This window comes from Faecalibacterium sp. OM04-11BH, assembly GCF_003482185.1.
GTDB lineage: Bacteria > Bacillota > Clostridia > Oscillospirales > Ruminococcaceae > Faecalibacterium > Faecalibacterium tardum.
The window spans coordinates 4721-18997 of the sequence record NZ_QULS01000002.1 but is presented as its reverse complement, the minus strand read 5'-3'; the positions used below and the strand labels follow the sequence as shown (position 1 = coordinate 18997).

Genomic DNA, 14277 nt, shown 5'->3' with positions numbered 1-14277 from the left:
GCCTTTATGCGTACCAAAAACGAATTATATCAGCAGGCATTGCGCACCGTAGCCATGCGGCGGCAGACCGCCCGCGCACTGGCGCAGGATGCACAGGCTGAAGCCGAAGCCGCGATTCCCGGGCTGCGTCACGCCGAGGAAGAGGTGCGGGTGCGGGGCATCCGCTGTGCCATTGCCGGAGCCTCCGGGAAAGACCGCACCGAAGCTGCCGCTGCGCTTGCGGCGGCAAAGCAGAAACTGACCGCGCTGCTGGCTGAGAGCGGACGTCCTGCGGATGCGCTGGAGCCAAAGTTCACCTGCAAGCGGTGCGAGGACACCGGCGCAGTGGACGGCCATACCTGCGACTGTGTGCGCCGGGTGATGCAGCAGCTGCGCCGCAAGGAGATCGAGGAGCTGTCCAGTCTGTCCATCTCCAGCTTTGATACCATGCAGTTGGACTACTATCCTAACACGGTGGACAAGACGCTGGGCGAGAGCGTGCGCAGCTACATGGCCGAGGTTCTGGCCGACCTGCGGGATTACGCCGCGGACTTTTCCCCTGCCACCCGCGAAAGCCTGCTGCTGGTGGGCAACGCAGGGCTTGGCAAGACTCATGCCGCCCTTGCCATTGCCGGGGAGGTGCTGCAGCAGAACTATGATGTGATCTATGTCTCCTGCCCGGACTTTTTCGGCAAGCTGGAAGCACTGCATTTCGGCACAGACCCCGGCGGCGAGGAGGAGACTTTGTTCCAGACTGCCTGCAACGCCGATCTGCTGATCCTTGATGATCTGGGCACCGAGTTCAACTCCAGCTTCTTCCTGACGAATCTGTACAGTCTGCTGAATAACCGCTTGGGCGCAAAGCTACCCACCATCGTCACCACCAATATCACGGACGGTGCGCTGCTGGAAAAGCTGTATACAGAGAAGATCTCCAGCCGCCTTGCGGCCTTTGTGCAGATCCAGTTTTTAGGCAGTGATATCCGGGTGCAGAAGGCCGCAGAGTAAGTTGTTTTGTTTCTGTCGGAGCTGTACATCTTTTGAGAGAAGCAATTTTAAAATAAGTGCGAATTGTCGTGCAAACGAAAAGCCATCTGCCGCAGCATGACCGGGGGCGAAACCCTTGGAATCAGCTGTTGCAGATGGCTTTATTTTGTGACAAATCAGAACTCTAATGCCGGGCTTACCTCGTTGCGGCGCTGTGCCTGCACGATGCAGTCTTTTTCCGGCACGACACCGGCTGCACCCAAGGTGGTGAACACGGTCTGCAAGGCAAGGCTGGGCGTGTTATTCTCCTGCGAGAGATGGCACAGGGCAAACTTTTTGCAGCCGCTCTGGATCAGCTCCAAAAGCTTTGCGGAGCATTCATCGTTGGAAAGGTGCCCCCGCACGCTCTCGATGCGGGCGCGCAGATAATAGGGGTAGGGCCCGCTGCGCAGCATGTGCAGGTCGTAGTTGCTTTCCAGCGCCACAAGGTCGCAGCCAGAAAGTGCCTCGTGCACCGGCGGGGTCAGGGTGCCAAGGTCGGTGGCGATGGTCATGGTCTTATCGTCCGGGGTATGGATGCGGTAGCCCACGCAGGGCACATCGTGGCTGGTGGGGAAGGATTGCACCCCAAAGCAGCCGATGTCCTCTTCCCTGCCCTCCAGCGCGTTCAGTTCGCAGTTGGCGGGCACGATATCGTTGGCATCCAGAAAATCCAGCGTAGCCGCTGCGCCGTACACCGGCAGCGGGTTCTTTTTGAGGAAGGTGGAAAGCCCCTTGACGTGGTCGCTGTGCTCGTGGGTGACAAGGATGCCCGCGCAATCGCTGACGGCTAGCCCCAGCGATTTGAGCGCTGCTGTGGTAGTGCGTACCCCCTTGCCCATATCCACGATAAGGTACTGCGCACCGCAGCGCACCACGCTACTGTTGCCGGAAGAACCGGAATACAATGAAATGAACTCTGCCATGAAAACCTCTTATGTTACCACCTGAAAACAGCCCGCCGCACAGAACTTACGGCAGGCTGTTTGTTTTGTTGTTTGTGTTACAGGGCCTGTTCCAGTGCGGCGGGCGTCCGCTCCACCTTGCTGATATCAGCGCCCAGACCGCGCAGCTTTTCCACGATATTCTCGTAGCCGCGCTCGATATGACCGATCTCCTCGATCTCGCTGGTGCCATCGGCCATCAGAGCAGCCACCACCATAGCGGCACCGGCACGCAGGTCAGAAGCGCGCAGCGGGGCGGGGCTGAGCTTTTCTACGCCCTCAAACACGGCTACCTGACCGTCCACCTGTACGCTGGCACCCATCTTGCGCAGCTCGTCCACATAGCGGAAGCGGTTGTCCCACACGCTCTCGGTGATGGTGCTGGTGCCCTTAGCCACGCTCAGCAGCACACCCATCAGGGGCTGCATATCGGTGGGGAAGCCGGGGTGCGGCATGGTGTTGATCTTCAGCGGCAGAATATCGCCGGTACGGGATACCCGCACTGCATCGTCAAATTCTTCCACAGTGACCCCTGCACGGCGCAGCTTGGCCGTGATGGGTTCCAAGTGCTTGGGGGTAACGTTCTTGATGAGCACATTGCCGCCGGTAGCAGCAGCAGCCACCATGTAGCTGCCGGCTTCGATCTGATCCGGAATGATACTGTAAGTGCAGCCGTGCATCTTTTCCACGCCGCGCACCTTGATGACATCCGTACCGGCACCGCGCACATCTGCGCCGCACATATTCAAAAAGTTTGCCAAGTCCACCACATGGGGCTCCTTGGCGCAGTTTTCCAGAATGGTCTGCCCCTTGGCCATGACCGCAGAGAGCATACCGTTCATGGTAGCACCCACGCTGACCTTATCAAAGAAGATATGGGCACCGGTCAGCTCCTGCTTGGAGCGCACGGTGATCATGCCGTAGTCCACGCTGTCCTCTGCGCCCAGTGCGCTGAACACCTTCAGGTGCTGGTCGATGGGGCGGGGGCCCAGATTGCAGCCGCCGGGCATAGCCACCTGTGCCTTGCCGAAGCGGGAAAGCAGTGCGCCAAGGAAGTAGTAGCTGGCGCGCATCTGGCGGGACAGATCGTCTGGCACATTGGTAGTGACCAGATGCCGCGTATCGATCTCGTAGGTGTTGCGGTTGAGCATCTTCACCTGTGCACCCAAGGTGCTCAGGATCTTGAGGCTGACCGACACATCGCTGATATCAGGCAGATTTTCGATCACGCAGACATCCGCTGCCAGAATAGTAGCAGGCAGAATACCCACAGCCGCATTTTTTGCGCCGGAAATAGTCACTTCTCCGTGCAGGGGCTTACCGCCGGTAATAACAAATTTCTCCACTTTTATGATCTCCTTGTCAAAGGCCTGTGCCACAGGCCTGTTAAGGCTACTGAAAGCATTCCATTTCGTTACTTGTACTGCCGGGGTGTACAGATTTACCAACACCGGGGCGGTTTTATAACTATCCTATTATACACTACTTCCACAAAAAAGCAAAGCCCGATTTGTATCTGTTTCATTATTTTCTGTTTTGCCCAGATTACACGCGGATATTCCAAAAATTTATTGGGTTTTTCATCAATTTTGACCAAAACCGACCCAAATTTTATCCTTTGGCGATATCACCAAACGTGATCCTCGCACCGCGCCTCCGGGATCCAGCCCAGCTGATAGGCCGTTACCAGCTGCTTGAGGTCGTGCACGCGCTCCCGCAGTACCTCGCCCTCGTCCGTATCTTCCACGAGGATGCGATGATTTTCGGTCTCCAGAATGTTCTTCTGGGACAGGATGTCCAAGTTCTCCCGCACCGCCTTTTCTGCGCTTTCAAAGGGCTGATGGGTGCGCAGGGACATGGTGCGGCTGGAATACACCAGCGTGTAGCCCGCAATGCCGGTCTTTTCGTGGTAGGCGCGGCAGAACCCACCATCGATGACCACCAGCCGTCCCCCGCCCTTGATGGGACTTTCGCCGTTTTTCTCCTGCACCGGCACATGGCCGTTGACGATATGGCTCGTACCCGGCAGACCGAACTCTGCCAGAATGCGGCGGCAGGCGGCTTCGTCGTTGTACCAGCTATAATAAGGGTCCTTGACCTCCGTATGGGTGGCGGGGTCTGCGATATATAGCCGCTCGAAGGTGGTCATGGCGCTGCGGCCAAACAGCGGCGAAAGTTTGCCGCACCACAGATACCACAGAAAATCCTGTCCGCTCTGGCGGGCGGCGCTGCCCTCCGCCCCATAGTAGCCACGGCGGGCACGGGCGTCGCAGTAATCCATCAGGGCACGACCGGAATAGCGGCGTCCCTCGAAGTGCTCCACCGCAAAGCCGCCTTTCGTGTTCATTGGCACTGCACCGTGGTAGAGCAGGTTGCCGTTCTCAATATGGTATACACTGCCCTTGGCATACAAAAATTCAATGTGCTGCTGTAATCTTTCGCTCTGCCGGAAGGACTGCACCAGCTTGTGCAGTACCAGTTCCTCGTCCGGGTTCAGCTTTGCCGGGTCTGCCGGGTCTACCGTGGGGAAAGAGGTGTCCCGCAGGGGGTAGCGCTTCTCCCCTACCTGCACGGTGTGGGTGTCCCAATCGATGCGGCGCAGATAATCCCGCCCCTGCATCTGGAAATCCGGGTTGCGGTCGATGACCTGACACTCCAGCTTGAACATGAGGATGGAGATGGCCTTGTGCATCACGGCGCAGCGGTGGAGCATTCCTCCCGTATAGGGGCCACGGGCGGCGTCCGTGTGGGGCATCCAGATGGAAAGGTCATCCTCGCCATAGAACTGCTCCGCCATGCGCTGCAAGTGCCGCAGATTGATGCCGTAGCAATCCTCCAGCATCCCGTGGTTGTGGTAGGCAAGCGTAGTTTTAAGTACTGTACAGATGCAGATGGGACTGCCGGCGGCAGCACCCATCCACACCACGTCATGGTTGCCCCACTGGATATCCACGTTATGGTGGCGCATCAACAAATCCAGAATAATGTCCGGGCGGGGGCCACGGTCAAACAGGTCGCCCACGATATGCAGCTTATCCACCGCCAGATGCTTGATCAGCTCGCACAGCCGCACGATAAAACGGTCGGCGCGGCCGTTCTCGATGATGCTGCCCACGATCTGGCCGTAGTACAGGTCTTTATCGTGATCCTCAAAGTGGGCGTGGAGCAGCTCGTCCAGAATATAGCCGCAGCTGGACGGCAGACAGCCGCGCACATGGTCGCGGGTGTGCTTGGAGGACACCAGACGACAGATATCGATCAGCTGGAGAAGGGTCTGGGTATACCACTGCTCCAGTGCATCCTCAGTGGTGCAGCGTGCTTTAAGCTGAGGCAGCTTTTCAGTGGGATAGTAGATCAGGGTGGCAAGCTCTGCACGGGCTGCCTCCGGCATGGTGTTGCCCAGCACGGCATCCACCTTTTCCCGGATGACACCGGAGGCGGAGTTCAGGATGTGCACAAAGGCCTCGTTTTCGCCGTGCAGGTCGCTCATGAAATGCTCCGTGCCTTTGGGCAGCTTGAGCAGCGCCTGTGTGCTGATGATCTCGCTGGCAGCTGCCGCCTGCGAGGGGTAATCTCTGGCCAGCAGGGTCAGGTACTTCAGGTTGTCGCGGATCTCATCGGTTTCGGTGCGCATGGCTTCCTCCATCGTAACGCATTCCTTGCCCTGCAAAGATGTTGCGTTTTTTGTATTATCGTTTCTCTATATTTCAGTATAGCACGAATGGCACCAAAAGTGGTATACTGAATACGAAAATTTTAAGCAAAGGACTTTGGATATTATGCCGAAAACCATTTCCGTTCCCACTCGCTGTACCCTCTGCCCCCGCCGCTGCGGTGCTGACCGTGCCGCCGGGCACACCGGCTTCTGCGGGGCAGGCGCTACGCTAAAAGCTGCCCGTGCTGCCCTGCACCACTGGGAGGAGCCCTGCATCAGCGGCACAAGGGGCAGCGGCACGGTGTTCTTTTCCGGCTGCACCCTCAAGTGCTGCTTCTGTCAGAACTACCCCATCAGCGCCGAGGGGCTGGGCAAAGAGATCACCGTGGAGCACTTGGCTGAGATCTTTTTAAATTTGCAGGCACAGGGTGCGCACAACATCAATCTGGTCACCCCGGGGCAGTGGCAGCCGTGGATCATTGCCGCGCTGGACATTGCCCGCGCCAAGGGGCTGCGGCTGCCCATCGTGTGCAACACCGGCGGCTACGAGACGGTGGAAAGCGTGGAGGCGTGGCGCGGGTATATTGATATCTGGCTGGCCGATTTAAAATATGTATCCTCTGCCCTTTCCGCAGAGCTTTCTGCCGCGCCGGACTATTTTGCGCAGGCAAAGCCCGCCATCGAAGCCATGATGGCGCAGGCGGGGCATCCGGTGTTCGATGCAGACGGCATCCTGCAAAAGGGGGTCATTCTGCGGCATCTGGCGCTGCCGGGTCATGTGGAGGACAGCTTTGCCGTGCTGGACCAGATGGCTGCATGGAACGATGCCGACCCCGGGTGCTTTCTGCCCAGCGTCATGAGCCAGTACACCCCCTTTTACAAGGCTGCAGAGCACGGCATCGGGCGGCGCATCACCACCTACGAATACCGTCGGGTGGTGAACTACGCCATAGACAAGGGGCTTGTGCATGGCTATATGCAGCAAAAGAGCAGCGCCAAGGAGGAATACACCCCCAGCTTTGACCTGACCGGGGTATAATTCTGCGGAAGAGCAGCTTTTTCGGCAACTTTACCAAATTTTCGGTTTTATTTTCTCTTGCTTGCGCGTGCAAACCCTTGCATTCTGTCCGGGAACGCACTATAATGGATACAACGATGTGTTAATAGTTGCGAGTGTCCGCAATGTTATCAGGAGGAGCGTTATGGAACATTTCAATCCGATCCTTGGCAGCGAACCCAATGGCCAGAAGTTCATCACCTGTGGTGAGATCATGCTGCGCCTGACCCCGCCGAACTACGAAAAGATCCGCATGGCATCCGCTTTTGAGGCCAGCTACGGCGGCAGCGAGGCCAACATTGCGCTGGCGCTGGCAAACCTTGGCGTGGACAGTACCTTCTTCAGCGTAGTGCCCAACAACAGTCTGGGCAAGAGCGCTGTGCGCTGGCTGCGCTCCAACGATGTGCACTGCACCCCCATGATCCTGACCGAGCCGGACGAGACCCCCTCTAACCGTCTGGGTACTTATTATCTGGAGACCGGCTACGGCATCCGCGCTTCCAAGGTCATCTACGACCGCAAACACAGCGCCATTACCGAGTACGATTTTTCTCAGGTGGATCTGGACGCCCTGCTGGACGGCTACGACTGGCTGCACCTCAGCGGCATTACCCCGGCGCTGGCGCCCAACTGCCGCAGCCTGATCCTTGATATGCTGAAGGTTGCCAAGAAGAAGGGCCTGACCGTGAGCTTTGACGGCAACTTCCGCTCTACCCTGTGGACCTGGGAGGAGGCACGGGACTTCTGTACCGAGTGCCTGCCCTATGTGGACGTGCTGCTAGGCATTGAGCCCTACCACCTGTGGAAGGACGAAAACGACCACAGCAAGGGCGACTGGAAGGACGGCGTGCCCCTGCAGCCCAGCTACGAGCAGCAGGACGAGATCTTCCAGCGGTTCATCGAGCGCTACCCCAACCTGAAGTGCATCGCCCGCCATGTGCGCTACGCTCACAGCGGCAGCGAGAACAGCCTGAAGGCCTTTATGTGGTACGAGGGTCACACCTTCGAGAGCAAGCTGTACACCTTTAACATTCTGGACCGCGTGGGCGGCGGCGATGCCTTTGCCAGCGGTCTGATCTACGCCATGCTGCACAACTACAAGGCTATGGATATGATCAACTTTGCAGTGGCCAGCAGCGCCATCAAGCACACCATCCACGGCGATGCCAACATCACCGATGATGTGAGCACCATCCGCAACCTGATGAACATGAACTACGATATCAAGCGGTAAGCCGCATACAGCAACAGGCTCCCTGCCATTGGCGGGGAGCCTGTTTTGCACATATTGTGGGATTCACGCTGCGGTATCAGCCCCATACCACAGCTTTTTCAGCCAGCCCGAAAAGCTGCACTTCGTATCGGAGGTTTTCTCTGCTATAGGCTGCTTTGCTGCAGACGACCCGCTGAGATCCAGACCAGCCTTTTGTTTGAGGGTCAGGATCCGCCGGACACTTTCGTTCAGGCGCTCTTCTGAAAGCGTGCCGTCCTCCACTGCCTGAACTACACCATCAAAGGCCGCGCGCAGATCACTGGGCATCAGCAGCACATCCACACCGGCTCGAAGTGCTGCCACAGCCGATTCCGCCGGCGTAAAGTGGTTTTTGATGGAATTCATTTCCAGTGCATCGGTTACGATCACGCCCTGAAAGCCCAATTCTCCGCGCAGCCGCTCGGTTATCATCGTGTAGGACAGCGATGCCGGCAGGCCGTCCGTGGTCGCATTCGGGGTCGTGATGTGCGCCGTCATGACCACATCGGCCCCGGCGGCGATCCCAGCCTCAAAGGGAAGCATCTCCATCGCTTTCATTTCTTCCCAGGTCTTGTAGGATGTCGCTGTTCCGTAGTGGCTGTCCTGTCCGGTATCCCCATGGCCCGGAAAATGCTTTACCGTGCAGAGCATCCCGGCCTCGTGGAAGCCCTCCACTGCAGCGGCCACCATCTGCGCCGTCTGCTGCGCATCGGTGGAATAAGCCCGCCTGCCAATGACCGGATTAGCCGGGTTGGAATCCACATCCGCAATCGGCGCAAAATCCAGATTGAACCCGTAAAATCGCAGGTAGCCGCCGATCGTCCGTCCCATCTGGCGGGCCTGCTCCGGGTCACCTGTTTTGCCAATATCCCGGGCGCTCGTATATTTAGGCAGAGAGAAGACCTCATGATTTGCCAGCCGGGCTACCGCGCCGCCCTCTTCATCAACGGCCACGATCATCGGTATTTTGGAGGCGCTTTGGAAATCCGCGATCAAGGAGGAAAGCTGGTTCTCGTCCTGAATATTCTTCTTAAAAACTGCGATGCCGCCCACCGGATACTGTTCCAGATTCTGCCGCATGGTCTGCGTCAGCGTCTTTTTTTCAGGATTCAGTGAAAAGTCCAGCGTTTCAGGGCGCACCCAGAACAGCTGTCCAACCTTTTCCCGCAAAGTCATCGTTGTAAGTTTTGCCTCCACCGCATCCGTTGCTTCTTCCGAGAATGCACTGGGAAGCATCGCACCGGCTAATGCAGCGCTGACGACCAGCGCCGCTGCCCGTTTCCAAAGTTTTCTCATCGCAATCCCTCTTCAGGACAAGATCATGCGGTCGTTGGCAAACTCGCCGCCGCTGGCGATCTGGAACTTTGCCAGCAAGTCGGAGACGTGCAGCTTTTGCTTCTCCTCTCCTGCCACATCGTAGATGATGTGACCCTCGTGCATCATGATCAGGCGGTTGCCGTACTTGATGGCATCCTTCATGTTGTGGGTGATCATCATGGTGGTCAGATGGTTCTCTTCCACGATGCGTGCCGAAAGGGTAAGCACCTTCAGCGCCGTTTTGGGGTCCAGTGCGGCGGTGTGCTCGTCCAGCAGCAGGAGCTTGGGTTTGTTCATGGTAGCCATCAGCAAAGTCAGCGCCTGCCGCTGACCGCCGGAAAGAAGCCCCACGCGGGCGGTCAGGCGATCCTCAAGGCCCAGATCAAGGGTCTTGAGCAGTTCGCGGTACTGCTCCCGCTCTGCCTTGGTGATGCCAATGCGCAGGGTGCGGCGCTTGCCGCGCCGGGCTGCCAGCGCCAGATTTTCCTCGATCTGCATGGTGGCGGCAGTGCCGGTCATGGGGTCCTGGAACACGCGGCCAATGTAGGCGGCGCGCTGATGCTCGCTCAGACGGGTGACGTCCACACCGTCGATCAAAATTTTGCCCTCGTCCACCGGCCACACACCGGCCACTGCATTCAGCATGGTGGATTTACCTGCACCGTTGCCGCCGATGACGGTGACGAAATCGCCCTCGTTCAGCTTCAGGTTCAGACCGTTCAGGGCGGTCTTCTGGTTTACTGTACCTGCATTGAAGGTTTTGGAAACATTTTGAATCTCAAGCATTTTTTGCGTCCTCCTTTGCCTTTTTGACCGGCTTCGAGAAGTATTTGCCCTTCCAGTACGGCACGGCAAGGAACACTGCCACCACAGAGGCACTGAGCAGCTTGAGCAGGTTTGCATCAAAGCCCAGCGTCAGTACCAGCTGAATGACGATATAGTAGATGATGGCACCGATGGAAACAGAGGCCAGCTTGAGGGCAAAGTTGTGGAAGATGCGGCTAAACACGGCCTCGCCAATGATGACGGCAGCCAGACCGATGACGATAGCACCGCGTCCCATGCCGACGTCTGCAAAGCCCTGATACTGGCTGAGCAGCGCACCGGACAAAGCCACCAGCGCATTGGAGACGGCCAGACCCAGCACGATGTTGAAGTTGGTGTTGATGCCCTGTGCGCGGGACATGGCAGGGTTAGAGCCGGTAGCGCGGATGCCGCAGCCCAGCTCCGTACCGAAGAACCAGTACAGCACCCCGATGACCACCGCCGTAGCAAGGATAACCATGATAATGGGGTTATGCAGGGCAAATTCCTTGACCCAGCGCAGGGAGATGAGCAGGCCGTATTTGTCCACGTTGATGGACTGGTTGGCCTTGCCCATGATCTTCAGGTTGATGGAATACAGCGCCAGCTGGGTCAGGATACCGGCCAGAATGGCGGGAATGCCCATAAAGGTGTGCAGCAGGCCGGTGACAAGGCCGGTAGCAAGGCCGGCCAGCACAGCCACCAGCAATGCTGCCCAGACGTTCATGCCGGAAAGCAGGCACATGACGCACACCGCGCCACCGGTGCCAAAGCTGCCGTCCACGGTCAGGTCGGCAACATCCAGAATACGGTAGGTCAGGTACACGCCAATGGCCATGATACCCCAGATAAGCCCCTGCGCACAGGCACCCGGTAAAGCACCCGGCAGGTTTGCAAGTCTTGCAATGATCTCCAAAACAATTTCCTCCTAAACGTTACACTTTTTTATCTCCCGCTTTGATACGGGAAAGCGGAGAAGAGCAAGAATCCACTCTTCTCCGCTATTTTATATTGTTCCGGTTTTGCTGTTATCAGGCTTCGATCTCTACATAGCCTTCCGGCACGGTCAGACCAAGGTCATCGCAGATAGCCTTATTGTACTTTTTGGTCACATCGGTGTACTCGATGGGCATGGTGGAGATGTCGCTCTCGCCGTTCAGGATCTTGACTGCCATCTCACCGGTGGTGTAGCCCAGATCGTAGTAGCTGATAGACAGGGTGGCCACGCCGCAGCCGGAGCAGATGCCCTCCTCACCGGCGAACACAGGCTTCTTAGCCGGGCGGCAGACGCCGTCCACGATGCCGGTGTTGGCGGCAACGGTGTTATCGGTGGGCACATACAGTGCGTCGTTCTCGTCCGCAGCTTTCTGGCAGACGGAGGACAGATCGTTGGAATCCGAGAAAGCGTACTGGGTAGCAGTTACGCCCTTGGCCTCCAGATACTTCTGCACTTCGTCTACCTGATACTGGCTGTTGGCCTCGGCAGAGCAGTACAGCAAGCCGACCTTCTTGACCTCAGGCATCCACTCCACGATCATATCTGCCTGCTGATCCAGCGGTGCCAGATCGGAGGTGCCGGAGACGTTGCCGCCCACGGTGCCGGAGAAGTTGTCCAAACCCAGTGCCACACCGTACTCGGTAACGGAGGTGCCCAGAATGGGGATGGTGTTGGTAGCAGCCTGTGCAGCCTGCAGCGCAGGGGTAGCGTTGGCCATGATCAGTGCCACACCGGAGGAAACAAAGCCGTTGGCAATGGTGGCGCAGGTAGCGGAATCGCCCTGTGCATTCTGGAAGTCGAAGGTGACGTTCTCGCCAAAGGAAGCGGTCAGAGCATCCTCAAAGCCCTGCGTAGCGGCATCCAGTGCAGCGTGCTGCACCAGCTGGCAGATGCCAACGGTGAATTTTTCACCGTTGGAAGCCGCAGCGACCGATGCAGAAGCAACCGTGGAGGATGCTGCCGCAGAAGATGCGGAGGAAGAACCGCCGCAGGCAGAAAGAGCAGCTGCTGCACCGCAGGCAGCGGCAGCAGTCAGGAAGGAACGACGAGTGATTTTACGCATATTGATGATCTCCTCTATCTCCAGCCCTTGCAGCCAACAGGACGCCGCACTCCGGGCCGATATTGTAAGCGGATCAAACAAGGTTCGCTTTACACTCGTGAAGTATAACACAGAATCGCTGGCAAAACAATCCACTTTTACCCGAAAACGGCCTTTATTATCGATTCAAGTAAAGTCATCCATCAATTATTTTGAACAATCATTTCGTTTTTTCTGATACTCCGTCAGTTTGCGCAGCTCCGTGTCCAGCGTTTGCAGGTTTGCTTCCAGCTGCGGCAGATAGTCCTGCGCATAATCGTAACCAAAATACAGCGCCTGCCAGAGTTTTGCCTGCATCCGGCGCACCAGCACCGGGCTGAGCACCGCCTCCAGATGCTCCACCGTATCCTCCAGCGCCATGCAGGTCTGCGCCCAGCGCACGTCAATGGCTTCCCGGGCAGGCACATCGTAGCGGGCAAGATAATCCTGCACCCTTGCTTCGATCACCTGCCCGCCGCAGCCGGTGGGCTGCAAAAAGTAGTGAACCTCCCCTGCCCGGCTGATCTCCTGCGCCAGCGGATACAGCGCGCAAACCAGCGGTTCTGCATCATGGATGGCACAGTGATTTTCAGTCAGGAAAGGGCAGTTGTTACGGTTTTCCTTGACCGGGGCAAGCCGCAGCACCGGTAAATGGCTCACCCTGCCAATGCTGCTGCGGCAATAACCCCGAGCTACAATCTGCGGCGGCAGACGCAGCCGAGCAGCAATACGCCACAAATCATAGCCGGACAGCACGATATCCTCCCGCCCGCGGCAGCAGTTGCCGCAGCCCGCACAGGCAAAGCGGAACTGCGTATCCCGCTCCAGCAGCGGCATGGCATCGGTACGAGTAAAATCCACCTGTCCGCACAGGTCAATGGCTTCGTCTCGCATAGTCAAACATCCTTTTCCATGATAGAATGTCCCTATTGTACCGCCGAAGCACCTAGTTTGCAAGGCGATCCCTGTGTAGCACGGTTATTTTTTATCCGCCAGTTTCCGGTACACCTGCACTGCATCGCGGATATTGTACTGCTCCGTTCCATGGTCTCCGGGCGCGGCAAGCGTAACAAGGATATACTCCTTTCCGTTCACGGTGGCAAGGCTGGCCAGACACAGCCCTGCGGCGGCGGTATACCCTGTTTTGCCGCCCTCGATCTGTGCCCCCTCGGGAAGCTCTGTTCCGTCCAGCTTGCCCAGCAGTGTGCTGGTCAGCGAAACGCCCTCCGGGTGCTGCGCAGTCGCTGTGGTGGTGTAGTGCTCTGCAGTAAAAATGGTGCGAAAGGTCGCATTGTGTAATGCTGCCTGCAAGAGCTTTGCCATATCTGCCGCACTAGAATAGTGCTCGGTATCCGTCAGGCCGGTGGGATTGGTAAAATGGGTATTCTTCATACCAAGCTCTGCAGCCTTTTGGTTCATCAGTGCGGCAAAGTTTTCTTCACTGCCGCTCACCAGCCGCGCCAGCGTCTCACAGCATTCTGCACCGGAAGGCAGCATCGCACCATAGAGTAAGTCCCGCACCGTAACTGTCTCCCCGGGCGCAAAGCCTGCCATAGATGCTCTTTCGATCTGCAAGGCTGGGAAAATACCCTCCGGCAGTGTTACCTGCTTATCCAGATCCGGCTCTGCCTCAATGGCCAGCAGTATGGTCATCATTTTTGTCAGAGATGCCGGTGCAGTGCGCTCGTCAGCACGTTTCTGTGCCAATACCCGCCCGCTTTGGGCGTCCAGCAAGATCGCGTGTCGGCTGGCTGTATCCAGCAGAACGTTCTGCCGCAGAAACAGTACCAGCAGCACAAGCAATGCCGCCAAAATACATAGCCGCCGACAGCGGCGGTGGAATCGTTTCATGATTGATCGCATCCTTTTTGCATATTTAAAGCGCTTTCACCTCTTAACACGAGGCAAAAGCGCTTTTTCCTGCAAATTTGCGGCCATGTATTTTTATGTTCATGCAGCAAAAAAGCCCTGAGACTTTCATCTCAGAGCTTTCTGTTAAGTCGGCGACTACCTATTTTCACAAGCCGTTTCCAGCTAACTATCTTCGGCACAAGTAAGCTTAACTTCTGTGTTCGGAATGGGAACAGGTGGAACCTTACCGTCATCGACACCGACCGATTTGACTGAATCAGTATAACACATTTCTGTGCTTCTGTCCAGTATTT

At 57.3% G+C, this 14277-nt stretch carries 12 protein-coding genes and 1 rRNA gene; 3 read left to right on the top strand and 10 right to left on the bottom strand.

Annotated features, from left to right (window positions below; translation table 11 throughout):
- Window positions 1–6: 6 nt before the first annotated feature.
- A complete protein-coding gene (locus DXB44_RS01890) occupies window positions 7–987 on the top strand; it encodes an ATP-binding protein (protein WP_118657540.1) in 981 nt (326 codons plus the stop codon).
- Between the two features lie 155 nt (window positions 988–1142).
- Here DXB44_RS01890 and DXB44_RS01885 read toward each other — a convergent pair whose 3' ends face one another.
- The 3 genes from DXB44_RS01885 to DXB44_RS01875 form a co-directional block, all read right to left on the bottom strand.
- Window positions 1143–1931, bottom strand: coding sequence for an MBL fold metallo-hydrolase (locus tag DXB44_RS01885; RefSeq protein WP_097780418.1), 789 nt, complete (start codon window positions 1929–1931; stop codon window positions 1143–1145).
- A 77-nt stretch (window positions 1932–2008) separates the two neighbouring features.
- Window positions 2009–3295 (bottom strand): UDP-N-acetylglucosamine 1-carboxyvinyltransferase, encoded by a 1287-nt coding sequence (locus tag DXB44_RS01880; protein ID WP_118657539.1) that lies wholly within the window; start codon window positions 3293–3295, stop codon window positions 2009–2011.
- A 281-nt stretch (window positions 3296–3576) separates the two neighbouring features.
- On the bottom strand, window positions 3577–5595 hold the full coding sequence (locus DXB44_RS01875; RefSeq protein ID WP_118657538.1) for a fructose-1,6-bisphosphatase: 2019 nt from the start codon (window positions 5593–5595) through the stop codon (window positions 3577–3579).
- Window positions 5596–5728: 133 nt separating this feature from the next.
- Between DXB44_RS01875 and DXB44_RS01870 the strand changes: the two genes are divergently transcribed.
- Together DXB44_RS01870 and DXB44_RS01865 are read left to right on the top strand one after the other, a co-directional pair.
- Entirely contained in the window at window positions 5729–6643 is a 915-nt protein-coding gene (locus DXB44_RS01870) for a radical SAM protein (protein ID WP_118657537.1), read from the top strand.
- Between the two features lie 163 nt (window positions 6644–6806).
- Window positions 6807–7895: a sugar kinase gene (locus DXB44_RS01865; protein WP_097780422.1), complete on the top strand. Its 1089-nt coding sequence runs from the start codon at window positions 6807–6809 to the stop codon at window positions 7893–7895.
- A 63-nt stretch (window positions 7896–7958) separates the two neighbouring features.
- Here the strand turns inward: DXB44_RS01865 and nagZ are convergent, their stop codons facing one another.
- The 7 genes from nagZ to rrf form a co-directional block, all read right to left on the bottom strand.
- Window positions 7959–9209: a beta-N-acetylhexosaminidase gene (gene nagZ, locus DXB44_RS01860; protein ID WP_118657536.1), complete on the bottom strand. Its 1251-nt coding sequence runs from the start codon at window positions 9207–9209 to the stop codon at window positions 7959–7961.
- Between the two features lie 12 nt (window positions 9210–9221).
- Complete coding sequence (locus DXB44_RS01855) at window positions 9222–10016, bottom strand: ABC transporter ATP-binding protein (RefSeq protein ID WP_055184201.1); 795 nt, start codon at window positions 10014–10016, stop codon at window positions 9222–9224.
- Window positions 10009–10950, bottom strand: a complete 942-nt coding sequence (locus tag DXB44_RS01850) for an ABC transporter permease (RefSeq protein ID WP_097780424.1) — start codon at window positions 10948–10950, stop codon at window positions 10009–10011. The genes DXB44_RS01855 and DXB44_RS01850 overlap by 8 nt, the downstream gene beginning before the upstream one ends.
- A gap of 115 nt (window positions 10951–11065) precedes the next feature.
- Window positions 11066–12094 carry an ABC transporter substrate-binding protein gene (locus DXB44_RS01845; protein ID WP_118657535.1) on the bottom strand — a complete coding sequence of 343 codons (1029 nt, stop codon included), beginning with the start codon at window positions 12092–12094 and terminating at the stop codon, window positions 11066–11068.
- 186 nt (window positions 12095–12280) lie between these two features.
- Window positions 12281–13006 (bottom strand): YkgJ family cysteine cluster protein, encoded by a 726-nt coding sequence (locus DXB44_RS01840; protein WP_118657534.1) that lies wholly within the window; start codon window positions 13004–13006, stop codon window positions 12281–12283.
- Between the two features lie 84 nt (window positions 13007–13090).
- Complete coding sequence (locus tag DXB44_RS01835; RefSeq protein WP_118657533.1) at window positions 13091–13963, bottom strand: serine hydrolase; 873 nt, start codon at window positions 13961–13963, stop codon at window positions 13091–13093.
- A gap of 147 nt (window positions 13964–14110) precedes the next feature.
- A 5S ribosomal RNA gene (gene rrf, locus DXB44_RS01830) occupies window positions 14111–14227 on the bottom strand.
- Window positions 14228–14277: the final 50 nt, after the last annotated feature.